At 65.2% G+C, this 25,911-nt stretch carries 21 protein-coding genes and 1 tRNA gene; 12 read left to right on the top strand and 10 right to left on the bottom strand.

Annotated elements, in window-relative coordinates; translation table 11 throughout:
- Nucleotides 1–210 precede the first annotated feature (210 nt).
- On the top strand, nt 211–879 hold the full coding sequence (locus AR323_RS10975) for an outer membrane protein (protein WP_057884007.1): 669 nt from the start codon (nt 211–213) through the stop codon (nt 877–879).
- A 55-nt stretch (nt 880–934) separates the two neighbouring features.
- On the opposite strand, the gene AR323_RS10970 is transcribed toward AR323_RS10975, so the two are convergent.
- From AR323_RS10970 to AR323_RS10960, 3 genes are read right to left on the bottom strand one after another with little or no spacing between them, the layout of a single operon-like run.
- Nucleotides 935–1,429, bottom strand: a complete 495-nt coding sequence (locus tag AR323_RS10970; RefSeq protein WP_057884006.1) for an invasion associated locus B family protein — start codon at nt 1,427–1,429, stop codon at nt 935–937.
- Complete coding sequence (locus AR323_RS10965; protein WP_057884005.1) at nt 1,422–1,898, bottom strand: GreA/GreB family elongation factor; 477 nt, start codon at nt 1,896–1,898, stop codon at nt 1,422–1,424. Before AR323_RS10965 ends, AR323_RS10970 begins: the two co-directional genes overlap by 8 nt.
- A 33-nt stretch (nt 1,899–1,931) precedes the next feature.
- The gene (locus AR323_RS10960) at nt 1,932–3,908 is read right to left on the bottom strand and encodes a lytic transglycosylase domain-containing protein (protein ID WP_057884004.1); all 1,977 of its coding nucleotides are present in this window, start codon (nt 3,906–3,908) and stop codon (nt 1,932–1,934) included.
- 101 nt (nt 3,909–4,009) lie between these two features.
- Between AR323_RS10960 and dapA the strand changes: the two genes are divergently transcribed.
- From dapA to alaS, 10 genes are all read left to right on the top strand, one after another.
- Nucleotides 4,010–4,891: a 4-hydroxy-tetrahydrodipicolinate synthase gene (gene dapA, locus AR323_RS10955; protein ID WP_057884128.1), complete on the top strand. Its 882-nt coding sequence runs from the start codon at nt 4,010–4,012 to the stop codon at nt 4,889–4,891.
- A 29-nt stretch (nt 4,892–4,920) separates the two neighbouring features.
- Nucleotides 4,921–6,192, top strand: a complete 1,272-nt coding sequence (locus AR323_RS10950; protein WP_235510567.1) for a hypothetical protein — start codon at nt 4,921–4,923, stop codon at nt 6,190–6,192.
- Between the two features lie 45 nt (nt 6,193–6,237).
- Nucleotides 6,238–6,720: an SsrA-binding protein SmpB gene (gene smpB, locus AR323_RS10945; RefSeq protein WP_057884002.1), complete on the top strand. Its 483-nt coding sequence runs from the start codon at nt 6,238–6,240 to the stop codon at nt 6,718–6,720.
- 39 nt (nt 6,721–6,759) lie between these two features.
- Entirely contained in the window at nt 6,760–7,359 is a 600-nt protein-coding gene (locus tag AR323_RS10940) for a DUF2062 domain-containing protein (protein WP_057884001.1), read from the top strand.
- Nucleotides 7,356–9,815 (top strand): hybrid sensor histidine kinase/response regulator, encoded by a 2,460-nt coding sequence (locus tag AR323_RS10935; RefSeq protein ID WP_057884000.1) that lies wholly within the window; start codon nt 7,356–7,358, stop codon nt 9,813–9,815. The genes AR323_RS10940 and AR323_RS10935 overlap by 4 nt, the downstream gene beginning before the upstream one ends.
- A gap of 81 nt (nt 9,816–9,896) precedes the next feature.
- On the top strand, nt 9,897–11,414 hold the full coding sequence (locus tag AR323_RS10930) for a DUF4139 domain-containing protein (protein WP_200956700.1): 1,518 nt from the start codon (nt 9,897–9,899) through the stop codon (nt 11,412–11,414).
- A gap of 11 nt (nt 11,415–11,425) precedes the next feature.
- Nucleotides 11,426–13,018: a DUF4139 domain-containing protein gene (locus AR323_RS10925; RefSeq protein ID WP_152980328.1), complete on the top strand. Its 1,593-nt coding sequence runs from the start codon at nt 11,426–11,428 to the stop codon at nt 13,016–13,018.
- A gap of 123 nt (nt 13,019–13,141) precedes the next feature.
- Nucleotides 13,142–14,212, top strand: a complete 1,071-nt coding sequence (recA, locus tag AR323_RS10920) for a recombinase RecA (RefSeq protein ID WP_057883998.1) — start codon at nt 13,142–13,144, stop codon at nt 14,210–14,212.
- 156 nt (nt 14,213–14,368) lie between these two features.
- On the top strand, nt 14,369–15,193 hold the full coding sequence (locus tag AR323_RS10915; protein ID WP_057883997.1) for a class I SAM-dependent methyltransferase: 825 nt from the start codon (nt 14,369–14,371) through the stop codon (nt 15,191–15,193).
- 72 nt (nt 15,194–15,265) lie between these two features.
- Nucleotides 15,266–17,935: an alanine--tRNA ligase gene (gene alaS / locus AR323_RS10910; RefSeq protein WP_057884126.1), complete on the top strand. Its 2,670-nt coding sequence runs from the start codon at nt 15,266–15,268 to the stop codon at nt 17,933–17,935.
- A gap of 9 nt (nt 17,936–17,944) precedes the next feature.
- On the opposite strand, the gene AR323_RS14835 is transcribed toward alaS, so the two are convergent.
- From AR323_RS14835 to cpdR, 6 genes are all read right to left on the bottom strand, one after another.
- Entirely contained in the window at nt 17,945–18,109 is a 165-nt protein-coding gene (locus AR323_RS14835) for a hypothetical protein (protein WP_161808738.1), read from the bottom strand.
- Nucleotides 18,110–18,149: 40 nt separating this feature from the next.
- Nucleotides 18,150–19,913 carry a cation:proton antiporter domain-containing protein gene (locus AR323_RS10905; RefSeq protein ID WP_057883996.1) on the bottom strand — a complete coding sequence of 588 codons (1,764 nt, stop codon included), beginning with the start codon at nt 19,911–19,913 and terminating at the stop codon, nt 18,150–18,152.
- Between the two features lie 276 nt (nt 19,914–20,189).
- Nucleotides 20,190–21,869 carry a bifunctional GNAT family N-acetyltransferase/carbon-nitrogen hydrolase family protein gene (locus AR323_RS10900; protein ID WP_083495371.1) on the bottom strand — a complete coding sequence of 560 codons (1,680 nt, stop codon included), beginning with the start codon at nt 21,867–21,869 and terminating at the stop codon, nt 20,190–20,192.
- Nucleotides 21,870–21,989: 120 nt separating this feature from the next.
- Nucleotides 21,990–23,213: an NADP-dependent isocitrate dehydrogenase gene (locus tag AR323_RS10895; protein ID WP_057883995.1), complete on the bottom strand. Its 1,224-nt coding sequence runs from the start codon at nt 23,211–23,213 to the stop codon at nt 21,990–21,992.
- Between the two features lie 137 nt (nt 23,214–23,350).
- A tRNA-Val gene (locus AR323_RS10890) sits at nt 23,351–23,425 on the bottom strand.
- Nucleotides 23,426–23,479: 54 nt separating this feature from the next.
- Nucleotides 23,480–23,869, bottom strand: a complete 390-nt coding sequence (gene cpdR, locus AR323_RS10885; RefSeq protein ID WP_057883994.1) for a cell cycle two-component system response regulator CpdR — start codon at nt 23,867–23,869, stop codon at nt 23,480–23,482.
- Nucleotides 23,870–23,964: 95 nt separating this feature from the next.
- On the opposite strand from cpdR, the gene AR323_RS10880 reads away from it, so the two are divergent.
- Entirely contained in the window at nt 23,965–24,906 is a 942-nt protein-coding gene (locus tag AR323_RS10880; protein WP_057883993.1) for an N-formylglutamate amidohydrolase, read from the top strand.
- Nucleotides 24,907–25,090: 184 nt separating this feature from the next.
- Here AR323_RS10880 and AR323_RS10875 read toward each other — a convergent pair whose 3' ends face one another.
- The gene (locus AR323_RS10875) at nt 25,091–25,873 is read right to left on the bottom strand and encodes a SapC family protein (RefSeq protein WP_057883992.1); all 783 of its coding nucleotides are present in this window, start codon (nt 25,871–25,873) and stop codon (nt 25,091–25,093) included.
- Between the last annotated feature and the right edge of the window lie 38 nt (nt 25,874–25,911).

The following is a 25,911-nucleotide window of genomic DNA, read 5'->3' as shown; positions in this document are numbered from 1 at the left end:
ACGCTTGCGCGCAACGCGCGAACACAGCTTTTCTCGGCTAGTTCCCGACCCTCGTCGTTCAAAATGAGCGCTTCGTCGACGCTGATGTGACGGAAAAGCCACAGAAATATCGTTGTGTGAGGTTCATGAAACCGGCCCCTTCCAGCCCCGTTGAGCGGGTCCATGGCACTGGCGAAACGCCGGTCATGAGTTGATAAACGGAGTACTGAAATGAATACCAAGATCGCAACGCTTCTGGCCGGTTCGCTGGCCGCACTCGCGACTCCCGCGTTTGCCCAGACGGCAGAAGCACCGTTCAGCGGCCTGCGCGTCGGTGCCGAAGTCGGCTACGACCACATCCGCTCGGGCAGCACCGAGGACGTCGACGATACCCGCGATCTCAAGCAGTCGATCGACGGTGTCGGCTATGGCGCGGTCGTCGGTTACGACGTCGCAGCCAGTGAGAACCTGCGCCTCGGCGCCGAGGCCAGCTACTCGGGCAGCACCGCGGGCCGTGACTTCGACAACGAGCGTCCGACCGTGTTCAACCTCGGCAACGTTCAGGCCGACCGCGAGATCTACGTCGGCGGCCGCGTCGGTTTCGTCACCAGCCCGACCACGATGGTCTATGCCAAGGGTGGTTACACCAACCAGCGCTTCACCGTCACGGGTAGCGACGGCACCGTCGACCTGAGCCAGAAGCTCGACACCGATGGCTGGCGCGCAGGCGCGGGCATCGAGAAGTCGGTGGGCCGCAATGCCTACATCGGCGCCGAGTATCGCTACTCGAACTACAGCAAGGGTGAAGTCGACTTCGAAGGTTCGACGCCGGACACCAGCCGGTTCAACCTCGACACCGACCGTCACCAGGTGATGGCGACTGCCGGCGTCCGCTTCTAAGCGGTATTGCCGACAGGCAAGGGAAGGGCGGGGCTTCGGCTCCGCCCTTTTCGCGTCAGCGGCGGATACGCGCACACCCCAGCGAAGCTGCGTCCAGGGCGGTGGCGGCTCCGGCAAGGCGATAGCGGTCCGTAAATCGCCGACCGCGCGCATCGACCGACGATACCGACATCGAGCTCGCCGACCGCATAGCCGCCATGATTGCAGCATCCATCGCCTTGTCCGCCGCCCAGGCATCGCCGCCACCGCCACTCAGGCGGAACCGCTGGCCGCCCACCGAGAGCGAGATCGCGGCGGTCGGGGCAATCTTGCGCGACAGGCGAACGTGCAGCTGATTCCGGACCGCGCGCTTCGGCCAGGTGCCGACACTTGCGTAGGCGACGTAATCACTGGTCCCGCTCCGCCGCTCGGCCTTGGCGATTGCATAGCAGCGGCCGGGCGCGGGATCGCGGAACGCGGCCCAGGCGTCGAATACGCCGAGATTGTCCTTCGCGCAGATCGGTGCGGCGGTCGCGAGGAGGGCGAGGCCCACGGCGAGATACCTATTCATAGGCGATACCTGCCACTTCCCACTCTTTAACGCCGCTGGGCAGGCGCACCGTCCGCAGGTCGCCGACCGACGCTCCCTTGAGCGCCTTGGCGACCGGCGACGACCATCCGATGCGGCCTGCGCCGACATCCTGTTCGTCGTCACCGACCAAGGTGACGACCATCTGCGCGTCGTCTTCGTCCAGCAGCGTGACGGTTGCGCCGAAGAACGCCCGCGACTTGTCGGGCTGGTCGGCGGGCAGGATCACGCGAGCGGCCTTCATCCTGCGGGCGAGGTGCGCCAGCTCCCGGTCGATTTCGCGCATGCGCTTGCGGCCATAAAGGTAATCGCCGTTTTCGCTCCGGTCGCCATTGCCGGCCGCCCAGCTGACGATCTCGACGATCGCCGGCCTCTCGGTGCCGAGCAGGTGGTCGTATCGCGCCTTGAGCGCGGCAAGTCCTGCAGACGTGATTGGGTTGGACGGCGTCATGACGCCGCCTCTAGCGGGAACGGGGCCCGCCGCTCAACCCGGTGTGCGTTTGCCGAGGAACTGGCTGACCCCGCGTGGACGTCCGCCGCCCCGTATCCTCTCGGGATTCAAGGCTTCATAGACGACCGCATTCTCGAGCACGCGATGGACGTAATTCTTCGTCTCGAAGATCGGAATCTGCTCGACCCACCGCAGCCAGTCGATACCTCCCGTGCGCGGATCGCCGTTGGCGCGCAGCCACTTGTTCACGTTGCCGGGCCCAGCGTTGTATGCCGCCACCGCGAGCGGATAGCTGCCGCCGTAATAGTCCATCATCCGCGCGAAATAGCCGTCCCCCAGGCGAATGTTGTACTGCGGGTCGGTCATCAGGCTGGCGCTCATGTAGCTCATGCCCATCTTGCCTGCCTGCTCCTGCGCGGTTCCCGGCATGAGCTGCATCACACCACGCGCGCCGGCATGGCTGATGCGATTGATGTCGAACTCGCTCTCCTGTCGGGCAATGGCGTGAATGATCGTGAAATCGGTGCCCGGAGGCGTCGGGATCACCGGGAACCCGACCCGGGTGAACCCCTCGATGCCCTTTTCCGGCGCGACGCGACCGACGACGACGGCCAGTTCCTCGAGCCCCAGCTCACGCGCCAGGTTGGCAGCAAGCTGCAGCTCGGTCGCATCCTTCGCGTTCTCCGCGAGGGCTACGAAAAAATACCGCTCGGTCCGCCAGTCGATACCCGTGCGGGCGATGGTGCGGATCGCTGCCGCCAGCGGACTGGCGTTGAACGCGGCCGCCTGCTGCGGATTTACCGACGCAAGCGACACTTGCTTGAATTGCGGTAGCGGTCGGCCGAGCCGTTCCAGAGCGAGCTGGCCGTAGAAATACTCCGGGTATTGAGCAGCCATCTCGAAATAGCGGTTCGCTTCGGTTGCGTTGCCCGCTCGCGCCGAGGCGTTTCCGGCCCAGTAGAAGCCTTTCGACCGGGTCTGCGGCGTGCGCGCGGCGTTGCCATAGCGGTAGAACAGCGGAGCGGCTTGGTTGCCGTCGCCCATGTCCCACAGCGCCTTGGTGCCGCCGAGCCACATCAACGAGGTATAGTCGTCGCGCAATTTGTAGCTGAGGCCCGAAATGTCTGTGCCCGGTGCGAACAGGTCGTCGACCTTGCCCGCGATCGAAGCCGCAACGCTTGCCCCGGCGCCGCGCGCCTGGACGAGCATTTCCGTCACCATCTCCTCCGCATCGTGCGGCGGACGAGCGAAAGCGCCCCGGGTCGCGAGCAGTTGCTGGCCGCGATAGCCTTCCCCGGTGCGGCGGTAATGGCGGGCCAGGCGATAGACGTAGCCGGGATCGCTCATCAGGTCGGCCGGCACCGACAGGCCGATCATCTGCGGCAGGTTGCCCTGCAGTAGGGCCAGGCTCGCCATGTAGCGTTCCCGGCGGTCGAGCGGGATCTTGTCCATCTGCCGCGCAGCAGCCTCGCCTTCGCCCTGCCAGATCAGCGCCCTGATCCGCTCTTCGTGATCGTTGGGCGTGAATGCGGTGCCGAACATGCCGGTCAGATAGGCTTCGGAAGGCGAACTCATCTTGCCGCCCTGCCATGCGGCGCGCGCGACATCGCGCGCCTCTGGCCGGTTGAGAGTGGACAGCGCCAGGGCGTATCGAGCCCGCGCGGGATTGGTCTGCGGCGGGAAGCGATCGAAAAACGCTGCGATCTGCTCGGGGCTGGGAGCGTCGCGGTCGAGGCTACGCTCGGCATACGTGCGGATAAGCTCCATCCGCGGATAGGTCGGATAGGCGAGCGCGAAGCCCGCATAGTCGGTGAAACCGAGCCGATCGTTAGTGGTGAGCTGCTGCCAGCGCGAGACCGCTGCGGCAGCTTGCGTGGGCTGCGAGGCGACCATCATCGCCCGGCCCGTGTCGCTACGGGATTGCGCGACAAGCGGTGCGGATGTGACAGCCAGAGCCGAGAGTGAAACGAAACCTGCGATCTTCAACGATTTACCGAGCATGCTGGACATTCTGCCTACCGGCTCCTTATCACGCGATGAATGCATGGACCCCGGGCGCGCAAGGCCACCCCCTTGGCGCGCACTATGGGGCAAACAAAGGCGATGCGGCAATGTTCTCGGGCTCGATTCCCGCTCTTGTGACTCCTTTTCGCGATGGGTCGTTCGACGAGCGTGCGTTTCGCCGCCTCGTCGACTGGCAGATCGAGCAGGGTTCGAAGGCACTGGTCCCTTGCGGCACCACGGGTGAGGCATCGACGCTGTCCAATGCCGAGCATCACCGGGTGATCGAGGTCTGCATCGAACAGGCCGCCGGCCGAGTCCCGGTTATCGCCGGATGCGGCAGCAACGACACGATGAACGCGTTGTTGCACATGAATTTCTCGAAGAAGGCTGGCGCCGCCGCCGCGCTGTGCGTCGCGCCCTATTACAACCGGCCCAAGCAGAAAGGACTGATCGCGCACTTCAGCTATTTGGCAGAACACTGCAACCTGCCGATCGTGCTATACAACGTGCCGGGCCGGACAGTTACCGACATCTTGCCCGAAACGGTCTGCGAACTGGCCAAGAAGTATCCGAAGCAGATCGTCGCGATCAAGGATGCGAGCGGCGACCTGTCGCGGGTCACCGACCACCGGATGGGCATCGGCAAGGATTTCTGCCAGCTGTCCGGCGACGACGAGCTGGCCCTGCCTGCCAACGCAGCCGGCGCGGTGGGGTGCATTTCGGTCACCGCCAACGTCGCCCCGGCACTGTGCGCGGAGTTTCAGGCCGCCTGTGCCGCAAACGACTTGGCCCGCGCGCGCGAACTGAACGACCGGCTCTACCCGCTGCACTATGCGATGTTCGAGGATGCGAGCCCGGCGCCGGTGAAGTACGCGCTCAGCCGCCTTTTCCCCGAAATCAGCCCGGCAGTTCGCCTACCGTTGGTCGAATGCAGCGACGAGGCGAAAAAGGCGGTCGACGACGCATTGATCCACGCGGGGTTGCTGTGATGCGCACGCTATCTATCGGAGTTCTCGCCATGACTTTGGGCGCCTGCGCCACGCTGCCTTCGGGGCAGGACAGCCTCGATGCGATCGCCGGAGACTATGTCCTCCTTCAATTGACGATCGGCGAAAAGGAAGCCGGCTACATCGACGCCTATTACGGCGATTCCGCAGTCATGGAGCGTGCCAAGACAGAGGCGCCCACGCAAACGCTTCCGCAACTGGCGCAGCGTGTCGCGGCCCTCGAAAGCCGCACCGCCCCCTTTATCGAGGACGGCGCTGCGGAAACCAGCATGGACGAGCGGCGAGCGCGCTTCCTTGCCGCCCAGCTCGCCGCTGCACGCACGCGGCTGCGGATGATGCAGGGCGAAAACCTTCCGTTCGTGGACGAGGCGCAAGGCCTGTTCGGCGTGAAGCCCGAACTGGTCGAGCTTGCGACGCTCGATGCGGTAGTGGCGCGTATCGACAGCCTGGTGCCCGGCGAAGGGCCGCTCTGGCAGCGGCTCGACACGTTTCAGTCGCGTTTCGATATCCCGGCGGACCGATTGAAACCGGTCATGGACGCCGCGATCGCCGAGTGCCGACGCCGCACGGCAGCGCATATCGCGCTTCCCGAGGGCGAGCGGTTCGAACTGGCGCTCGTTACCGACAAGCCGTGGGGCGGATACAATTATTACCAAGGCGACGCCCGCTCGAAGATCGAGATCAACACCGACCTGCCCGTCCGCCTCGACCGGGCGATCGACCTCGGTTGTCACGAGGGCTATCCCGGGCACCACGTGCACAACGCCCTGCTGGAGCGCGAGCTCGCCGGCCGTCGCGGCTGGACCGAGTATTCGGTCTATCCGCTCTACTCGCCGCAATCGTTCATCGCCGAAGGGTCGGCGAACTACGGGATCGAGCTGGCATTTCCCGGCGACGAGGCACTCGCCTTCAACCGCGACGTACTCGCGCCGATAGCCGGAATCTCTGCCGACGGACTCGATCGCTATGTCGAACTCGGCAAGCTCACCCCGCAGTTGCGCGCCGCCCAGTATGCCATTGCCGCCCGGTTTCTGGCGGGCGAGATCGGCGAACCGGAGGCGGCCGAACTGCTCCAGCGCTACACGCTGGCGTCTCCCCAACGAGCCACGCAGTCGCTGCGCTTCATCAAGTCCTATCGCAGCTACATCATCAATTACGGGCTGGGGCTCGATATGGTCCGCGCCGACGTGGAGGGTACGGGCAGCGATCCGGCCACGCGCTGGCGGCGGATGGAACAGCTTCTCAGCGAGCCGACGCTGCCAAGCGACCTGAAGGTGCGTTGAGCGGCCTTTCGCTTCGCGCGTAGCGCGCCTACATGGCCACCTCCCATGGCGCGTCCCAAACCCGAAACCTTCGACAAGCAGAAGACCGTCGCCGAAAATCGGCGCGCGCGGTTCGACTATTTCATCGAGGACAAGTTCGAGGCCGGCCTGATGCTCACCGGTACGGAGGTGAAGGCGCTGCGGGCGGGCGAAGCGACCATCGCGGAAAGCTATGCCGAGGTGCGCGGTGGCGAAGTCTGGCTGGTGAACGCGAACGTTCCCGAGTTCAGTCACGGCAACCGCAACAACCACGAGTCCAAGCGCCCGCGCAAGCTCCTGCTCAACGAGCGCGAGATCGCCAAGATGACCGGCGCGGTGGAGCGGAAGGGCATGACGCTCGTTCCCTTGTCGATCTATTTCAACGGACGGGGCCGGGCGAAGGTCGAACTGGCGCTGGCCAAGGGCAAGCAGGCGCAGGACAAGCGCGCGACGATGAAGGACCGCGACTGGAAGCGCGACAAGGCGCGCCTCCTGCGCGACCGCGGCTAGCCGCCGCCGCTCGCTTTGCCTAAGACAGAACCCGACACCATGTTCGCCAAGACTTCCGCCTGGATTCAGCGCAATCTGCCGACTCGCGAGCAGATGGAGCGCAGCCGATGGATTCGGCCTTTCGCGAACCGCGTGCTACGTTCTGATCTCTGGCGCTTTACGCGCCGCTCGGTGCCGCGCGGGGTTGCCCTTGGTATGATGGTGGGCATCATCGTGCCCTTTGCGCAGATGCTGTTTTCGGCGCTGCTCTGCCTTCCCGTTCGCGCCAATGTGCCGGTTGCCGCGCTGACGACGTTCGTCACCAACCCCGTCACCACGCCGCTGATCTGGATTTTGTCGTACAACGTCGGGTCATGGATGCTGCGGGTCGATGCGATGACCGTCGTCGCCCCGGTGAACAAGGCGATGGAGCACTCCGAGTTCGGCGACATGCTGCAGTGGCTGACCGGCGCGACGGTCGTCACCGCGTTCGGACTTGTCGTCGTCGCAGTCGTCGCGGCGGCCATCAGCTATGTCGCCACCAGCTTTACTTGGCGCTTCATCGTGGCCGCCAAGCGCAAACGGCGCCTGACAGAGCGGCGCGTCCGGCGTGAGCGTGAGAGCGATCAGGCGAAGTTTCCCGCGGCGGGGATCGAATGAGGACCGCCACCGAGCATCCGATGCCGCTTTACTACGCCATCGCCGCCGCCGTTCTGGCGAGCGGTGCGCTGGTCTGGGCCACGAGCGGAGAGCTGGTCGCCGCAGCATCGTTCCTTGGCGGAGTCGGCATCCTGATCGCGGCCGGTGCAGTGTTTGCCCGTACCCAGCCCACAGGTCTACGCGATGAACTCGCATCTCCCGACTGGTCGGTGACCGTCGCGGCGATCGAGCGTCCGGGAGAAGCAGTCGCTATCGTCGACCGAGCCAACAGGCTGGTCTGTGCCAATGCGACTTACGTCGACTGGTTCGGGGCGAGCAACGCGCCGCCAAACCTGCCGCTCGACCGCTCGGCGCTGGAGGCCCTGGCGCGCGCCGCGCGCGAAGCCTGGCGCGACGGAACGGGCGATGCCGGCTCGATCAACCGCGCCGATGGCTCGCGGCGCTGGTCGGCTTGTGCGCAGCGGGCTGGGCGCGGCGAGGACTATCTCGTCTGGCGCTTCGAAGGGCACGCGCAGGAGGACTTCATCGCGGATCTGGGGCGCGCTTTGACCGGCCCGCTTGGTCCTCTCCTGTCACGCAGCGGAATCGAAGCGGCGCTGGTCGCACACGATGGCCTCGTTCGCGCCGCAGCACCCGGTTTCGCGGTGCGCGCGGCAGGGGATTCGGCGGCTACGCTTGCGGGTCAGGATTTCGCGAGCCTGCTGCGTGCGGACGAGCGCGACCGCATCTTCTTCGCCCGCGAAGGGCGGCGCGGCAGCCCTCAGTCGTTGGTGCATGTGCCACTTGGCGAACCGGAGGCGGAGCGTGCGCCCGATGCGGACGCAGGCCCCAGCCTGATGCTGCTGATCGACGCCGGGGTCGGCCTCGGCGGCGCAGGCGAATCGACGGGAAGTGCCGCCACCCCGCAACTCGAGGCACTGCTCGGCGCGTTGCCGCTCGGCCTTGCGATGACCGACAGGGACGGCCGGTTCCTGTTCGCGAACACCCCGTTCCGCCGCGCTGCGGGGATCGAGGACAAGCCGCTGCCGCAGTTCCCGTCCGATATAGTCGTGCGCGAAGACAAGGCCACCGTGGTCGACGCGGTCCGCCGGTTCGGCAAGGGGCCGGCCAATTCGACCGACATGGCGGTACGGCTGCTCGGCGCGCCCGATGACCCGGTCTCGCTGGGAGTCGCGGGCGTACGCGGGCTGGGAGAGGCGGCAGTACTGCTCAGCCTCGTCGATTCGACCGAGGAAACGCGCCTCAAGCGGCAGGTCGCTCAGGCGACAAAGATGCAGGCCGTTGGGCAACTTGCCGGCGGCGTCGCGCACGATTTCAACAACGTGCTGACGGCCGTGATCGGCACCTGCGACCTCATGCTGTTGCGCCACACGCCAGGCGACAGCGATTACGACGACATCCAGCAGATTCGCGCCAATTCGAACCGCGCGGCCGCGTTGACCCGGCAACTCCTCGCCTTCAGCCGCCAGCAGACGCTGCGGCCGGAGGTTCTGCAACTGCCCGACGTCGTCAGCGAGGTCAGCCTACTCCTCAAGCGACTGCTGGGCGAGAAGATCGAACTGAAGGTCTATCATGACCGGGAGCTCGGCCCGGTGCGTGCCGATCCGCAGCAGCTCGAGCAGGTCATCGTCAATCTCGCGGTCAACGCGCGCGACGCGATCCAGTCGCGCGGGGACGGCTCTGGCAAGCTCTCGCTAGCGACGCGCCGCGTCACCGCGCGGGACGTGCGCAAGATGGGCAGCGAGATCATTCCCGAAGGCGACTACACCGCGTTGGTCGTGCAGGATTCGGGCGGCGGCATTCCGCCGGAGCACCTCGGCAAGATTTTCGAACCGTTCTTCACCACCAAGCAGCAGGGCCGCAGCGGGCCGCAGAGTATGACGATGGGCGGCACCGGCCTTGGCCTTTCGACGGTCTACGGCATCGTGAAGCAATCGGGCGGGTTCATCTTCGCCGACAACGTTCCTGCGACCGCCAACGCCAGAGCGGGCGCGCGCTTCAGCGTTTACCTCCCGGTGCATCAAGGCGAAATGCCGGCGCGCAAGCCAAAGGCCGAAGCCAAGCCCGCAGCCACGTGGTCGGGCGGCGGGCGTGTCCTCCTGGTCGAGGACGAGGACATGGTGCGCGCTGTCGCAGAGCGAGCGCTGGTCCGCTCCGGCTATACGGTCACCGCCTGCGCGGATGGCGAGGAAGGTCTCGTCGCAGTCGCAAACGGCGGTGAATTCGACGTAGTGGTATCCGACGTGGTCATGCCGGGAATGGACGGCCCGGCAATGGCGCGGGCGATTCGCAAGGCCCGGCCGACCCTCCCGATCCTGTTCATGTCGGGCTATGCCGAAGAGCAGCTTCGCAACGATATCGACATCGCCGATATGCATTTCATTGCCAAACCCTTCAGCGTGCAGCAGATTTCCGACAAGGTCGCGTCGGTCCTGGGGGCAACGCGCGGCACCTGATTCTCGTTCAGCTTGGCGCAAGTCGGACGATACAATGTTACATTGATCGTCCGCCGGGCGAGGGATTGAGGGGAATTGCCGATGCGATCGAAGCACCTTGGCCTCGTGGCGATCGTCGCCATTGCCGCCGCCACCGCATGTCCCTCGCTGGCGCAGACCGCCGTGGCCGAGCCGACCGCGCAGGGCGACCTCGATGTGACGATCTACAACAACGGGCTCGCGCTCGTGCAGGACGTCCGCCAGCTCGAGATCGCCAACGGTCGCAGCCGCATCGAATTTCCCGACGTCTCCGCGCAGATCCGGCCCGAAACCTTGAGCTTTAGTGCGGACGGCGCGGGTATCATCGAGCAGAACTTCGACTTCGACATCCTCACGCCCACTAAGCTGATGGAAAAGGCGATCGGCCAGACGGTGACGCTGATCCGCACCAATCCGGCCACCGGTGCCGAACTGCGCGAGCGCGCGACGGTGCTCTCCACCGCCGGCGGCGTTGTTATCCGTATCGGCGACCGCATCGAAGTTCTGCGCGACGATGGCCTTCCGGTTCGCGTGATCTTCGACCGGGTCCCGCCGAACCTTAGGGCACGGCCGACACTGTCGGTGACGGTCGAGAGCGATCGTGGCGGCACGCGTCCGGCCTCGATCCGCTACCTGTCGGGCGGGCTTGGCTGGTCGGCCGATTACGTCGCGCTCTACGACGAGGCGAAGGGCACCACCGACATGCAGGGGTGGATCACGCTCACCAACCAGACCGGGACGACGTTCCACAACGCCGATACCGTTCTTGTGGCGGGAAGTCCGCAGGCCAGCGGCGGCGGAAATCGCAACATCCGCCGCTCGATGCCGGCCCCGCCCAGGCCCGGCTCATTCGTGCCTGGAACAGAGACCGCCGACCGCGAGCGGCTGGGCGACTACTACCTCTACCCGCTGCCGGGTGGCACGACGATCGCGAACGCCCAGACCAAGCAGGTGAGCTTCCTTGACGTGCAGGCGGTTCCGGCGAAACGCGTCTATGCTCGCAGCGTCGGTTGGCTGGCGAGCGACGAGCAGCCGGTCAATGTCTCGAGCGCGATCGGCTTTTCGACTTCGCGTGAGCAGGGTCTTGGCGATGCTCTGCCCGCGGGCACGGTCCGCTTCTATCAGCGCGACCGCCAAGGCACGCCGCAGTTCGTGGGCGAGAGCCAGATCGGTCATACCCCGATGGGCAGCGCGCTGACGTTGACCACGGGCGAAGCGTTCGACGTGTTCACGCAAGCCGAAGTCGTTTCCCGCGAAAAGATCACGGCGAACGAATGGGAAGCCTCGAGCCGCTACCGGGTGATCGAGGACGGCGAGATCGTACGCGAAATCACGTCCGAACAGCCGGTCGAATACTGGCGCACGACGATGCGCTATACCTTCACCAATGCCAAGCCTACTCCAGTCCAGGTTGAGCTGACCCAGGCAGGACTCGACCGCGGTTGGTGGAGCCGCGACTTGCGCGTCACCAGCGAGGACGTGCCGGGCGAACAGATCAACGCCGATCGCCGCAAGTACCTCGTCACCGTGCCCGCCAACGGCAAGCGCGAGGTGCGCGTCACCTACGAGACGCGGTACTAGAGGGCGCGCAGGTGCGCCGAGCTCTCCTGCTGTTGCTGATCGCAAGCGCGGCTGAGCACCCGCTTGCCGCGCGCGAAGCGGTCGAGGCATCGGCCCCTCAAAAGATCGCCGTGACCGTCTATCGCGACCCCAACCGCGGTCCCGACGAAACGATGGACCGCGACTGGCCGCGCGGCTTTGCGATGATCAGCGAAACGCGCACCGTGACCCTGCCACCCGGAGAATCGACGATCCGGTTCGAGGGCGTATCCGAAGGCATGGTCGCGGTCACGGCGATCGTCACCGGCTTGCCGGGCGGGACGATCGAGAAGAACCGAAATGCCGACCTGCTGAGTCCGGGCGCGCTGGTCGACGGCATGCTGGGCAACCGGGTGACGATTACCCGCACCGATCCGGCGACCGGACGCGAAGCCAGCGAAGCGGCGATCGTTCGCAGCCGGGCCGATGGCGGACTGGTGCTCCAGACCGCTGAGGGTTTCCAGGCGGTGCGCTGCGCCGGAGTGCCCGAGCGGCTGACCTTCGATCGCATACCGGCAGGGCTGTCGGCACAGCCGGTCTATTCCATCGACACCGCGGCTCCGGTTGGTGGGACCTACACCGTCACGCTGACCTATCTGTCGTGGGGCTTCGACTGGCAGGCGCACTATGTCGCGACCCTCGCCGAGGGTGGCTCGGCAGACGACGTTCGGATGCGACTGACAAGCTGGCTGACGCTGGTCAACGACAATAACCAGAGCTTCGCCGACGCGGAACTTATGGCGGTTGCCGGACGCCTTCGAGTGACGAGCGACTATCGGGCGCTCTCGGATCCGCCGAATGGCAAGTCGCTGCGGATAACGTGCTTTCCGATCGGTAGTACCGCACGCGGATCGCCCGATCCTTACATGGGACCGCGTCCTGTGCCGCCTCCTCCGCCGCCTCCGCCCATGGCTGCGCCGGTCGCCTATTCGGACCGGTCCGAGGCAATCGTGTTGACCGGATCGCGTGTCTCGCGAGCGGCTATGGTCACCACCGAAGAGGACCTGGCCGATCTCAAGCTATACCGCGTTCCCGAACGGGTGACCGTTGCGGCGCAGAGCCAGAAGCAGATCGCATTCCTCGAGCGCGACGAGGTGAAGGGCAAGCTCTGGCATACCACAACGTGCACGCCGTGGGCGCTGGAGGAAGATCCGCAGCCAGCCCGGCTGGTTCTCGCGACGGTCAACGATGCGCGCAGCGGCCTCGGGGTCGCGCTACCGACCGGCGGGATAACGGTTTTCGAATCGACGACGGATGGTGAGTTGCTCGTAGGAGAAGAGCGGCTGCGCGACTACGCTTCGGGCCAGGACGTCGATATCGCACTTGGGGCCAGCTCTCAGGTTACAGTTGCGTGCTCGGTGGAAGACGATCTCGAACGCCGCCAGTCCGGTGACAAGGTGCCGATGCGCTTGGTCGTGACGAACGCCAACCCTGCACCCGCGAAGCTGCGCCTGACGCTCGGGGGGGCGGCGGCCAAAATCGGCGGCCTGCGCGGCGTGCGGATCAAGGACGGCGCGCGCATCTACGAAACATCCCTGCCCGCAAACGGAACGCGGGAACTGCGCTGGACCATCGTCAACGAATAAGCCTTTCGCAGGGTTGTTGAAAATATTCACGTTCCCCACTTGTTCTCTTGGAACAAACCAGATACATCGTCCTTCGGGTGACAGGTGGCCTGCGGGCCTAGTCAAAACGCGAAAGGGTGTGTCATGGCGGCTTCGAATCTAAAGCTGGTGGAAGGCAAGAACTTGGATACGGATCGTCAGAAGGCGCTCGACGCCGCGCTAGCACAGATCGACCGCGCGTTCGGCAAGGGCTCGGCGATGAAGCTCGGCCAGAAGGAAACGATGCAGGTCGAGACGATCTCGACCGGCAGCCTCGGGCTCGACATCGCGCTCGGCGTGGGTGGCCTGCCCAAGGGCCGCGTGATCGAGGTGTACGGCCCCGAAAGCTCGGGCAAGACTACTCTGGCGCTTCACGTTCTCGCCGAAGCCCAGAAGATGGGCGGCACGGTCGCCTTCGTCGATGCCGAGCATGCGCTCGATCCGGGCTACGCGAAGAAGCTGGGTGTTAACATCGACGAGTTGATCGTCTCGCAGCCCGACACCGGTGAGCAGGCGCTCGAGATCGTCGACACGCTGGTGCGTTCGAACGCGATCGACGTGCTGGTGGTCGATTCGGTTGCCGCGCTCGTTCCGCGCGCAGAAATCGAAGGTGAGATGGGCGATAGTCACGTCGGGCTTCAGGCCCGCCTGATGAGCCAGTCGCTGCGCAAGCTGACCGGCTCCATCAACCGGTCGAAGTGCATGGTGATCTTCATCAACCAGCTGCGCATGAAGATCGGCGTGATGTACGGCAATCCGGAGACCACGACGGGCGGCAACGCGCTCAAGTTCTACGCCAGCGTCCGTCTCGACATTCGCCGCACCGGACAGATCAAGGACCGTGACGACATCGTCGGCAACACCACGCGGGTCAAAGTGGTGAAGAACAAGGTCGCCCCTCCGTTCAAGCAGGTCGAATTCGACATCATGTACGGCGAGGGCATTTCGAAGATCGGCGAGATCCTCGACCTGGGCGTAAAGGCCGGACTGGTTGAGAAGTCGGGCAGCTGGTTCAGCTACGACAGCATCCGGATCGGTCAGGGCCGCGAAAATGCCAAGACGTACCTCAAGGAAAATCCCGAAGTTTGCGACAAGTTGGAAGCCGCGATCCGCGGCCGGACCGACGCAGTCGCCGAGGAGATGATGACGGGTCCGGACGCGGACGACGACGCCTGATCCTCAAGCGCGGGCGCGCGCCAGTTTAGCGCCCGGAAACCGGAAAGCCGGTGCGAGCGTCCCTCGGGGTCCGCACCGGCTTTTCCGTTTGTTCGCTCAAACTTGTGTGTCACAAGCTTCCGGCTCGGGATGATGCAGTTGTGAGCGGGGGACTCGATGACGGATCGCAGCGACTGGGAGGGTCGGATCGGCCGCAAATGGGCCGACGAATGGCGGCGCACCGATCGCAGCTTTGCCGGCCTGACCGAGCACCTGCTTCGCAAGGCACGAGGCGGTTCCCTCGACCGAATTCTCGACATCGGCTGCGGGGCGGGCGAATTATCCCTCGCCCTCGCAAGAGAGCATCCTGATTCCACGGTCGTCGGCATCGATATCAGCGAACCTTTGATCGCCGCAGCCCGCGAGCGCGGCGGTAACCTGTCCAACGTCAGCTTCGCCCTGGCTGACGCTGCGACCTGGGAATCTGGTGGTCGGGGACCCGACCTGCTGATGTCGCGCCACGGAGTCATGTTTTTCGATGATCCTGTCGCAGCGTTCGGCCACCTTCGTTCGGTCGCCGACCAGAAGGGACGTATTCTATTCTCGTGCTTTCGCGATCGGCGCGAGAATCAATGGGCGGACGGGATTGCCGCGTTGCTGCCTACCGGGGTCCAATCACTGCCGGAGCCGGGCGCTCCGGGACCATTCGCCTTCGCCGATCCGGCTTACGTGGGTGGGATCCTGTCTTCGGCAGGATGGCGCGATATCCAGTTCGAGAAGGTCGATTTCGCCTACGTCGCAGGGGCCGGCGGCGATCCGGTAAGCGATGCCCTGACCTATTTCCTGGCCATCGGCCCTGCCGCTGCGGCGGCTGCCGAACTCGAACCGGCACAACGGTCTGTGTTCATCGACCGACTGGAGGGATTCCTCGCCGAACACCGGGACGGATCGATCGTTGCCCTCCAAGGAGCCGCGTGGATCGTGACGGCCCGGGCGGCGTGATGGCGGACCTGCCATTTTTCGACCTTAATTACCTTGTCGCTCGCTGTCGCAGCATTTACCTGCGCTGATGCCATGACCACTACCAACGACATCCGCCGGGGCTTCCTCGACTATTTCGCGTCCGCCGGCCACCGCGTGGTGAGCAGTGCACCGCTCGTTCCTTACAACGATCCGACGCTCATGTTCGTCAACGCGGGCATGGTCCCGTTCAAGAACATTTTCACCGGTCTCGAGACCCCGCCGAGTGCGACAGCCGCCTCCAGCCAGAAGTGCGTTCGGGCGGGCGGCAAGCACAACGATCTCGACAACGTGGGTTACACCGCGCGGCACCACACGTTCTTCGAGATGCTGGGCAATTTCAGCTTCGGCGATTACTTCAAGGAGCAGGCGATCACCCACGCGTGGACGCTGCTGACGAAGGAGTGGGGCCTCGATCCCGACCGCTTGACCGCCACCGTCTATCACACCGACGACGAGGCGTTCGACCTTTGGCGAAAGATTGCAGGACTGCCCGACAGCCGGATCATCCGCATCCCGACGAAGGACAATTTCTGGGCGATGGGGTCGGACGGTCCGTGCGGCCCCTGCAGCGAAATCTTCTACGACCACGGAGACCACATATTCGGTGGCCCACCCGGTAGCCCGGACGAAGACGGCGACCGCTTTGTAGAGATCTGGAATCTGGTGTTCATGCAATACGAGCAGGCCGCCGACGAGATCGTCGGCGAACTGCCTAAGCCCAGCATCGATACCGGCATGGGCCTCGAGCGCATTGCCGCTGTCATGCAGGGGGTACCCGACAATTACGACACCGATACTTTCAAGGCGCTGATCGCGGCGAGCGAAAGCCTGACCGGGGTTCCCGCTCAGGGCGACTACAAGGCCAGCCACCGCGTCATCGCCGACCACCTGCGCTCCACGAGCTTCCTTCTAGCCGACGGCGTGCTGCCCTCGAACGAGGGCCGCGGGTATGTCCTTCGGCGGATCATGCGCCGCGCGATGCGTCACGCGCACCTCATCGGTGCGAAGGAGCCGCTGATGCATCGGCTCGTCCCCGCGCTCGTAACCGAGATGGGACAGGCATATCCCGAACTTGGCCGCGCTCAGCCGCTGATCGAGGAGACGCTCGAGCGCGAGGAAGCTCAGTTCCGTCGGACGCTGGCAAACGGGCTCCGGCTTCTCGACGATGCGACGGGAGCGATGGGCGAGGGCGGCGAGCTGGATGGCGAAACCGCCTTCAAGCTCTACGACACTTACGGCTTTCCTTACGATCTGACCGAGGACGCACTGCGTAGCCGTGGCATCGCCGTCGACCGCGCTGGCTTCGACGCGGCGATGGCGCGCCAGAAGGCAGCGGCACGCGCGGCGTGGAAGGGCAGCGGTCAGGCTGCCGACGGCGAACTGTGGTTCGACATCGCCGAACGCGAAGGCGGTACCGAATTCACCGGTTACTCGTCGACCGAAGGCGAGGGACGGGTTGTGGCGCTGGTTAGGGACGGCGCGGAAGTGTCGGCGGCCGGTGTGGGGGACATGGTCACCGTGCTCACCAACCAGACGCCGTTCTACGGCGAGAGCGGCGGACAGTCTGGCGATGCCGGAACGATCAGCACGCCCGAGGGTCTGCGAATCGCGGTCGAGGATACCGGCAAGCCGCTCGGCCGGTTGCATTCGCACCAGGGCACGGTCGAAGCCGGGACGATCAAGGTTGGCGACGTGGTTCACTTGCAGGTCGACGCGGACAGGCGCGATCGCATTCGCGCGAATCATTCGGCGACCCACCTCGTCCATGCGGCCCTGCGCCATCGGCTGGGCGAGCATGTCACGCAAAAGGGTTCGCTTGTCGCTGCCGAACGGTTCCGTTTCGACTTTTCCCACCCAAAGCCGTTGACCCCGGACGATATTGCCGCGGTCGAGGCCGAGGTGAACGCGGAAATCCGTGCCAACGAAAACGTCACGACCCGCCTGATGAGCCCTGACGATGCCATCGAGGCCGGGGCGATGGCGCTGTTCGGCGAGAAGTACGGCGACGAAGTTCGCGTGCTCAGCATGGGCCGCGCGGGCGACGAAGGTCGGCATTACTCCGTCGAGTTGTGCGGCGGGACGCACGTGCGCGCCACCGGCGATATCGGGGTATTCCGCATTGTTTCGGAGAGTGCGGTCAGCTCGGGCGTGCGGCGGATCGAGGCGTTGACGGGAGAGGCTGCGCGGCAGTGGCTCGTCGCTCGCGAGGATGCGCTCAAGGATGCTGCGGCGGCCATTCGCGCCACGCCGGAAGAAGTGCCGGGTCGGATCGCGGCCCTGCTCGACGAGCGCAAGCGGCTGGAGCGGGAACTCGCGGAGGCTCGCAAGGCGCTGGCTCTTGGAGGAGGCAGCGCGGGCAAGCCCGCGACGCTCGGAGAGGATGTGGCTGGCATCGCGTTTTCGGGCCAGGTCATCGACGGGCTCGAGGCGAAGGCGCTCCGCGGCCTGCTGGACGAGGCCAAGACCCGCATGGGTTCCGGGGTTGCCGCCATCGTCGCGGTCAACGACGGCAAGGCAACCATCGCGGCTGCGGTCACCGACGACCTGACTTCCAGGATCAGCGCGGTCGATCTCGTCCGCGCGGGCGTCGAGGCACTAGGCGGCAAGGGCGGCGGAGGCCGCCCCGACATGGCGCAGGGCGGCGGTCCGGATTGCACCAAGGGTACCGAAGCGATCGCCGCAGTGCGCGCCGTGCTGGCGGGGGCCGCAGCGCCCGCCTGACGGCGGAGCTTAGCCCCTGTGGCCGCTGGCGATTCGCGTCACCGTTTCGCTACCCCGCGCGGTATCGACGACTTGCGTGTTGTCGTCGGTGCGTTGCGGCTTCTTGATCTGCCCCTTTTCCTCGCCGGCCTGGTTGTGCGGGTCGGCTTCGGGCCGCTGTTTTGCATCGCTCATGATCGTCTCCTTCGCTTTACAAACGAGCGAGGGGGACGATCTATCCCGCCTCCGCGGGTCCGGTGCGTAGCTTGGGCTTGTGTTCCAGCTCTGCCTCGCGGCGAATTTGCTCGCGGAACTCATCGCGCTTTTCGTGGATCGAAGCGATAACGGGGCCCATCGCCACACCGAGATCGACGAGCACCGCCTCGCTGAGCTGGAGCGAGCTCTCAAGCGTTTCGGGGACGGCGTGCGAGGCACCGGCGCGATAGAGCGCGGTGGCATGGTTGAGGTCGCGCGCCCGCGCGATGATCGGCAGGTCGGGATATTCGCGCCGCAGCTTGGCGGTGAGCCGCTGGGCGAGCACCGGCTCGTCCATCGTCAGGATGACGGCCGGCGCCGTATTGATGCCAAGCCGGTCGAGCGCCCGGCCGCGCGCGGCATCGCCGAACGTGGCCTTGTATCCCTTGCGCCGTGCACGGGCGATGAGATCGGAATCGCTGTCGATCGCGACATAGGGCTTGCCGTGCACCGTCAGCATGTCGGCAACGAGGCGGCCGACGCGGCCTGCGCCCACGATGATGACGCGCGCATCGCCCGGTTGGTTCTCGGCCAGTTCGGCGGGAGTTTCGACATTGCGGGCAGCGATCCGGCCCAACCGCGCGAGCAACGGCGTGACGGTGAGGCCGATGGCGGTGACGATCTGCCAGAATTGCGCGGTCTCGCGGTCGATGATCAGCGCAGCGGACGCGGCGGCGAGGACGATTAGCGTCGTCTCGCTGGGGCTTGCCATCAGCATACCGGTTTCCGCCGCCGTGCTGCGCCGTGCGCCCATCAGGCGCAGCAGGAAGCCGGTGACGATTGCCTTGAGCGTCAGGACGCCAACGACGGCGATCGCGATCGATCCGATCTGCTCCCACACGACCTTCAGGTCGATGCTCATCCCGATGGTGATGAGGAATATGCCCAGCGCGAGCCCCTTGAACGGCTCGATGATCCCTTCCACCTCGCCGTGATATTCGGTTTCCGCGATCAGCAGGCCCGCGATCAGCGCGCCGACTATGGGTGAAAGCCCGACTGCTGCGGTGGCAAGGCTGGCGCCCATTACCACCAGAAGACTGGCGGCAAGGAACAGCTCCGGGCTTTTCGTGCGCGCGGCCTGCGCGAAAAGGCGGGGCAGGCCGAAGCGCCCGATCACCAGCAGCGCGACGATGACCAGCAGGCCCTGCCACAGCGTGCCGACAAGGCCCTCCCACCCGTCCGCCTGTGCATAGGGAGCCAATGCGCCGAGCACGAAGATCATCGGCACGATCGCGATATCCTCGAACAACAGCATCGACAGGGCGGCGCGCCCCACCGGGCTGGATGTTCCGGATATCGGCAGGACGATCGCGGTCGATGACAGCGCTAGCGCAAAACCGAGCGCGAGCGCCGCTGTGGCGCCGAGCCCGGTGAGCGACAGGACGCCCGCTAGTAGCGCCCCGATCAGCAGCAGTTCGAGCGCGCCGAGCCCGAACACCAGTTTCCGCATCGACCACAAACGGTTGAACGAAAGCTCCAGTCCGATGGTGAACAGCAGCAGGATGATGCCGAACTCGGCAAAGGGTTCGAGGGCCTCCGTATCGGTGATCGTGACATGGTAGAGCCAGGGTGCCTCCGCCACGAGCCGCCCGAGGCCGAACGGCCCGACCAGCAGGCCGATCAGGATGAAGCCGATCACCGGGGTGATGCGGAATCGGTGGAAGACCGGGATGACGATCCCGGCAGCGCCGAGGATCACCAGCGCATCGGACAGCGTGGTGGAATCGGTGAGGCCCTCCGTCACGTCGCACCAAGCTTTCGTGTCACGCTTTTCGGGGTATTTTCAAAACTCTGTTCGACCCCCGCCGCATCCGTAAAACGGCCATCGTAGCGCCCTGCGGTGTGACCTTCCGGAATTGCGCCCTTCCGACCCGAAAACGACATCGCTGTTGGCCAACCGGACATGGCTTGCCTGCTAACCTGTTCCGGCCCCGGTAGGAAAAGCAAATATGCCCTTGTCCGCCATTCTCTACCGACTGAAGCAGGTTCATGGCGACCGTCCTGCTGCGCGACGAGGCGATCAGCCGCCGCCCGGCGCCTTCGATCCGCCAAGCGGTTCGCGGCGCGGACGGGGCTTGCCGGGGTGCTTGCCGTCCTCGTCCCATTCGATGCGGTAGAGATCGAAACGGCGGTCGGCCAAGTTGCGCACCGTGCCTTCGGCGCGGGCCCAGCTCAGGTCGGCCAGGTTGATGTCGCTGATCGTCAGCGTCTCGACATTCTCGGTCGCCTCCGCCGCGATCCCGTCGCGAGCGAAGGGGAAATCGCACGGCGTCAGGATGCAGCTCTGCGCGTACTGGATGTCCATGTTGCCGACGTTCGGCAGGTTGCCGACGTTGCCGCTCAGGACGACGAAGCACTGGTTCTCGATCGCCCGCGCCTGTCCGCAATAGCGCACTCGCAGATAGCCCTGTCGGTTGTCGGTGCAGAACGGCACGAAAATGATCCGCGCGCCCTCGTCGGCGAGGCGGCGAGAGAGCTCGGGAAACTCGCAGTCGTAACAGATCTGCACGCCGATCGGACCGCAGTCGGTCTGGATGACGTCGATCTTGTCGCCACCCTTGATGTTCCACCAGTACCGCTCGTTCGGCGTGGGGTGGATCTTTTCCTGTTCGTGGACCGATCCGTCGCGCAGGCAGACGTAGGACACGTTGTGGATGTCGCCGTCGTCCATCATCGTCGGGTGGCTTCCTGCGATGATGTTGATGTTGAGCCGCATCGCCATGTCGGAAATGTCGGCTTTCAGCCGCGGCGTATATTCGGACAACCGCTCGATCGCCTCGACCGGCGAGAGTTCCTTCTTCTCGAAGCTGAGCAGCATCAGCGTGAACAGTTCGGGGAAGAGGATGAAGTCCGCTTCGTAGTCGCTCGCCACGTCGACGAAGTACCCCATCGTGGAGAGGAACTCGTCGTAGTCCTGCACCGCCCGCGCCTGAAGCTGGCAGGTGGCGACGCGGACCGCCTCGACGCCGCGGGGCAGGCGCTTTTTCACCGGCTGGTCGCTTTCGACGTAGGGATTGCGCCACACCATCATGACCGCGTTCGCCTCCGAGGCCATGTCCTCGGGCAGGTAGCCTTCGAGAATTCGGTTCGGCTCGAACCCGTTGGCGAGCTGGAAGCGCAGGACCGGATCGTGCAGCTTCCCGGCGACCACCTGGTCGAGGTAGTCCTGCGGCCCGGACACCTTGCGCTTGTTGCGGCGATAGTTGGGCATCCGGCCTGCGAAGACGATCCCGCTCAGGTCGCGCTCTTCGGCAAGGGCGCGGCGTTCCTCGTACAATCGGCGACCGATGCGGACCCCGCGCACCTTGGGATCGACGCACATTTCGTAACCGTAGAGCCAGTCGCCGGTCGGATCGTGACGGCTGCCGAAGCCATTCCCGGTGATTTCGTCCCACACGTGGTCCTGGAAGGCGAGCGCCTCTGCCACCTGCATCGTAGCGCAGTAGCCGACGACCTTCTCGTCCAGCAGGGCCACGAAGCAGCCTTGCGGGAAGTTGTTGATCTGCCCGCGGATTTCGCCGTGGGTATAGGCCGGCATGTCGTCGTACACGCGGCGGACGAGGGCGGCGATGCCGGGTATGTCCTTGGCCCGCGCATTGCGCACCTCCAGCCGGCGCGTGCCGAGCCGTTCGTCCGCCTTGCGCGCGGGGGCCCGCCGCTTCGGGGCGTCGGTTTTCCGGGGTTGCGCAGTCCTGGCCATGATCGTCCTTACTGTTCGTTCGATACGAAAAGACCGGGTGCAGCTCCTCGCCGACCCGGTCGTTTCGTCACATGGTCAAGGGAATGACCGAGAGGCGGGTTGGTTTCCCCCGCAGGCAATTCACGCCCAGGCGGCCATTTCCTTGTCGAGGTTCTCGACGATCGCCTCGAAGAACTTTTCGGTGGTCATCCAGGGCTGCTCGGGCCCGATCAGCAGCGCAAGGTCCTTGGTCATCTTGCCGCTCTCGACGGTCTCGATGCAGATCCGCTCCAGCGTTTCGGCGAACTTGACCACGTCGGGCGTGCCGTCGAACTTGCCACGATAAGAAAGGCCCTGCGTCCAGGCGAAGATGCTGGCGATCGGGTTGGTGCTGGTCGCCTTGCCCTGCTGGTGCTGGCGATAGTGGCGGGTGACGGTGCCGTGCGCGGCTTCCGCCTCCACGGTCTTGCCGTCGGGCGCCATCAGCACCGAGGTCATCAGGCCGAGCGAGCCGAAGCCCTGGGCGACGGTGTCCGACTGCACGTCACCGTCGTAGTTCTTGCACGCCCATACGAACTTGCCCGACCACTTGAGCGCCGAGGCGACCATGTCGTCGATCAGGCGGTGTTCGTAGACGATGCCCTTTTCCTTGAACTTCTCGGCGAAGCCCTCGGTGTCGAACACCTCCTGGAACAGGTCCTTGAAGCGGCCGTCGTAAGCCTTGAGGATGGTGTTCTTGGTCGACAGATACACCGGCCAGCCGAGGTTGAGGCCGTAGTTGAAGCTGGCGCGGGCAAAGTCGCGGATCGAATCGTCGAGGTTGTACATCGCCATCGCGACGCCAGCGCTGGGGAAGTCGAACACGTCGAGATCGATCTTCGTGCCGTCCTCGCCGTCGAACACCAGGCGCAGCTTGCCGGGGCCGGGGATCAGCGTGTCGGTGGCGCGGTACTGGTCGCCGAAGGCATGGCGGCCGACCACGATCGGATCGGTCCAGCCGGGCACCAGCCGCGGCACGTTGGAAATCACGATCGGCTCGCGGAAGACCACGCCGCCCAGGATGTTGCGGATCGTGCCGTTGGGGCTCTTCCACATTTTCTTGAGGCTGAATTCCTCGACGCGTGCTTCGTCGGGCGTGATCGTGGCGCACTTGACCGCCACGCCGTACTGCTTGGTGGCGTTGGCGGCGTCGACGGTGATCTGGTCGTCGGTCTCGTCGCGCTTTTCGACCGAGAGGTCGTAATACTTCAGGTCGATATCGAGGTAGGGCAGGATCAGCCGCTCGCGAATCCATTGCCAGATGATGCGGGTCATCTCGTCGCCGTCCATTTCGACGACGGGGTTCGCTACCTTGATCTTTTGCATGTGCATCCTGCTGCTGCCTGAAGGGGAGTTGCGCGCGCTTTAGCAGGGCACGCAGGGGGTGCAAGGGCACCTCCGGACAGCACTTGGCGGATACGAAAAAGGCCCCGGAAATCCGGGGCCCTTCGCCGAGGCTTCGATGGTGGGCGTAGCAAGGATTGAACTTGCGACCCCTACGATGTCAACATAGTGCTCTACCACTGAGCTATACGCCCACACCATCGAGCGGACGCGCATCTAGCGAGGGTCCTGCCGCTAGGCAAGGGGGGTCAGACGCGCGCAGCGGTTTCCGATTGGAACATCCGGTCAACCTCGAGCACGAGGTCCTTGAGATGGAAGGGCTTCGACAGCACCTTGGCGCGCGGCTGCTCACGGCTCGCCTTCAGGGTGACGGCGGCGAATCCGGTAATGAACATCACCTTCGTCGCGGGCGAAATTTCGTTGCAGCGCTGGGCGAGTTCGATTCCATCCATCTCCGGCATGACGATATCCGACAGGAGCAGGTCGAAGTGCGACGATTCGAGATGCGGTATCGCCTCGGTCCCGCGGTCGACGGCGACCACCGAATAACCGGCATTCTCGAGTGCGCGGGCAAGGTATGTGCGCATCGCTTCTTCGTCTTCGGCGAGCAGGATGCGGATGGAAGGCTGGTCGTTCATGCCGCTATCGCTAGCAGCATCAGTTTAAGAAATCTTTCGCAGTCGTCATCCGGATCGGCTTTGACAGGCGGGCTGTCATGGTTACCCTTCGCGTAATGAACGGCGAAACCGAAAGCTGGGCGATCAAGGGCGTCGGAGGGGGCGATATACCGGGTCTTGCGATCCCGGCTTTCACCCTGCGCCGGCCGGCGGGTGCGCCGATCCCGGTGGTCATCGCCGCACCTCACGGCGGGCGCGCCTATCCCGAGGCTCTGACGGACCGAATGCGCGACCCGGCGTTCGCGTCGCTCCGGCTGGAGGACAGGCACGTCGATCGCATGGCCGATGCCGTCGCCGCCGCGACCGGCGCCGCGCTGCTCGTCGCGCATGCGCCGCGCGCCATGCTCGACCTCAATCGCGCGCCGGAAGACATGGACTGGTCGATGGTTTCGGACAGCGCACCGCCAGGCACACGCCATTCGGCCGCCAACCGCCGCGCACGCAGCGGGCTGGGCCTAGTCCCGAGGCGATTGCCCGGTCTGGGCGAAATCTGGAAATCGCGGCTGACCACCGCCGAACTCGACGCGCGAGTCGCGGGTGTTCACCGTCCCTATCACGCGGCGCTTGCCGAGACGCTGGAGGACGTGCGCGACCGGTGGGGCGCGGTACTGCTGATCGACCTGCACTCGATGCCGCCGCTCGGATTGCGCCATCCGGGCGATCGCCCGACCGAATTCGTCGTAGGGGATCGCTTCGGAGCGAGCTGCAGCCATCGCCTGTCGGCCACCGCACTCGACTGGTTCGCGCGCGGGGGACGCGTGGCGGTCCACAACCGTCCCTACGCCGGCGGGTATGTCCTCGATCGTCACGCAGCGCCGGCGCGCGGGATACATGCCCTGCAGGTGGAGATTTGCCGAACGAGCTACCTCGATGCGCGGCTGGCGGAGCCGAGCGCGCGCTTCGGCAGCGTCGCGCGTACACTGGCGTCACTTGTGCGAACGCTCGCGGCCGACGTCTCCCTGATGAGTGGATCGCGCTTTCCGCTCGCAGCAGAGTAGGTGCCAAGAAAAAACCACCTGGTGCAATGCACCAGGTGGCCAAGGTTCAGGGAGGAGGTGCACCGCAGTGCACCAAGCCCGATCCGGCCATGAGGGAAGCGCGAACCGGGCACGCCATAAGTAGGCTTGAAATATGGGCGTTTCAACCCCCGTCCGGTCGCCCGGACGGGGCGTTCTGCCGCGTTCAGGCGCTCGGCTGGGCCGATTGCTCGGGCACTTTGCCCTGCGCCACTTGGCGGTTGAAAACGACGCGCATGCGGTCGAGCGAGAAGAGGTGCGCATAGAGCAGCGCGAGTAGGCCGTTCTCGCTCCATTCCTTGATCACGGCGGCGTCGAGCGCGCGGAATTTCTCCTCGTTCACCATCTGAAAGCCCCGGTAGATATAGGGCGTGTCCGGCTTGTCGTTTTGCGTGATGGCGACTTCGCCCTCCATCAGTAGCTCGTGCTTGGCCAGCTCTTCCATGAAGGCCTGAGTCCTGGCGCCGGCCTGTTCGAAATGCTCGCAGAATTCGAGCGCCGCCTGAACGGGCGCAGCAGGCTGGCCGTCATCGGTAAACAGCGCCTCGCCGTCCTTGTGCTCGCCAAGGGCATCGCAGGTCGGATCGAAGCACAGCGACAGGTCCTGCGCATCGGGGGTGAGGCGGGCGAGCAGGAACGGATACCGGCGGGCGTAAGCCGGCAGGTAGAATTCGCCGACCGGCTTGCCCTCGTCGTCGATGAAGGTGTTCACGCCTTCGTTCAGGCCCATCAAGGCCAGCGGAACGGGCTGGTCGCCGGCGCTGAAGATGATCGGAAAGTCGCGTTGCGCCTGGATGAATTCCTCGACGGTCAGCGGAACCGCGTGCTGGCCCTTGAGCCAGTCGATGGAGTCGAGCGGCCTACTGGTCCACTTGGCGTGGTCGCGGCTGTTAAGCGGCATAAGGTCGTTGTAGAACAGGGGCAGGGTGGGCTGCGGCGCGCTGGCCATGGGACTCTCCGGTGAGCTGAATGTCGGGTCGCGCAGCA

It is taken from the genome of Tsuneonella troitsensis (assembly GCF_001441535.1).
Lineage (GTDB): Bacteria > Pseudomonadota > Alphaproteobacteria > Sphingomonadales > Sphingomonadaceae > Tsuneonella > Tsuneonella troitsensis.
Note: the sequence above shows the minus strand (reverse complement) of the source record. Positions and strands in the feature narration are given on the sequence as shown.

Bases quoted from the DNA above. Each gene is read 5' to 3' on its own strand.
- AR323_RS10940 (WP_057884001.1), top strand. From the start codon at position 6,760: ATGTTCGCCAAGACTTCCGCCTGGATTCAGCGCAATCTGCCGACTCGC.
- AR323_RS14835 (WP_161808738.1), bottom strand. From the start codon at position 18,109: ATGAGCGATGCAAAACAGCGGCCCGAAGCCGACCCGCACAACCAGGCC.
- AR323_RS10930 (WP_200956700.1), top strand. From the start codon at position 9,897: ATGCGATCGAAGCACCTTGGCCTCGTGGCGATCGTCGCCATTGCCGCC.
- AR323_RS10875 (WP_057883992.1), bottom strand. From the start codon at position 25,873: ATGGCCAGCGCGCCGCAGCCCACCCTGCCCCTGTTCTACAACGACCTT.
- AR323_RS10900 (WP_083495371.1), bottom strand. From the start codon at position 21,869: ATGGCCAGGACTGCGCAACCCCGGAAAACCGACGCCCCGAAGCGGCGG.
- cpdR (WP_057883994.1), bottom strand. From the start codon at position 23,869: ATGAACGACCAGCCTTCCATCCGCATCCTGCTCGCCGAAGACGAAGAA.
- recA (WP_057883998.1), top strand. From the start codon at position 13,142: ATGGCGGCTTCGAATCTAAAGCTGGTGGAAGGCAAGAACTTGGATACG.
- dapA (WP_057884128.1), top strand. From the start codon at position 4,010: ATGTTCTCGGGCTCGATTCCCGCTCTTGTGACTCCTTTTCGCGATGGG.
- smpB (WP_057884002.1), top strand. From the start codon at position 6,238: ATGGCGCGTCCCAAACCCGAAACCTTCGACAAGCAGAAGACCGTCGCC.
- AR323_RS10970 (WP_057884006.1), bottom strand. From the start codon at position 1,429: ATGAATAGGTATCTCGCCGTGGGCCTCGCCCTCCTCGCGACCGCCGCA.
- AR323_RS10960 (WP_057884004.1), bottom strand. From the start codon at position 3,908: ATGTCCAGCATGCTCGGTAAATCGTTGAAGATCGCAGGTTTCGTTTCA.
- AR323_RS10950 (WP_235510567.1), top strand. From the start codon at position 4,921: ATGACTTTGGGCGCCTGCGCCACGCTGCCTTCGGGGCAGGACAGCCTC.
- AR323_RS10965 (WP_057884005.1), bottom strand. From the start codon at position 1,898: ATGACGCCGTCCAACCCAATCACGTCTGCAGGACTTGCCGCGCTCAAG.
- alaS (WP_057884126.1), top strand. From the start codon at position 15,266: ATGACCACTACCAACGACATCCGCCGGGGCTTCCTCGACTATTTCGCG.
- AR323_RS10880 (WP_057883993.1), top strand. From the start codon at position 23,965: ATGAACGGCGAAACCGAAAGCTGGGCGATCAAGGGCGTCGGAGGGGGC.
- AR323_RS10935 (WP_057884000.1), top strand. From the start codon at position 7,356: ATGAGGACCGCCACCGAGCATCCGATGCCGCTTTACTACGCCATCGCC.
- AR323_RS10915 (WP_057883997.1), top strand. From the start codon at position 14,369: ATGACGGATCGCAGCGACTGGGAGGGTCGGATCGGCCGCAAATGGGCC.
- AR323_RS10975 (WP_057884007.1), top strand. From the start codon at position 211: ATGAATACCAAGATCGCAACGCTTCTGGCCGGTTCGCTGGCCGCACTC.
- AR323_RS10895 (WP_057883995.1), bottom strand. From the start codon at position 23,213: ATGCAAAAGATCAAGGTAGCGAACCCCGTCGTCGAAATGGACGGCGAC.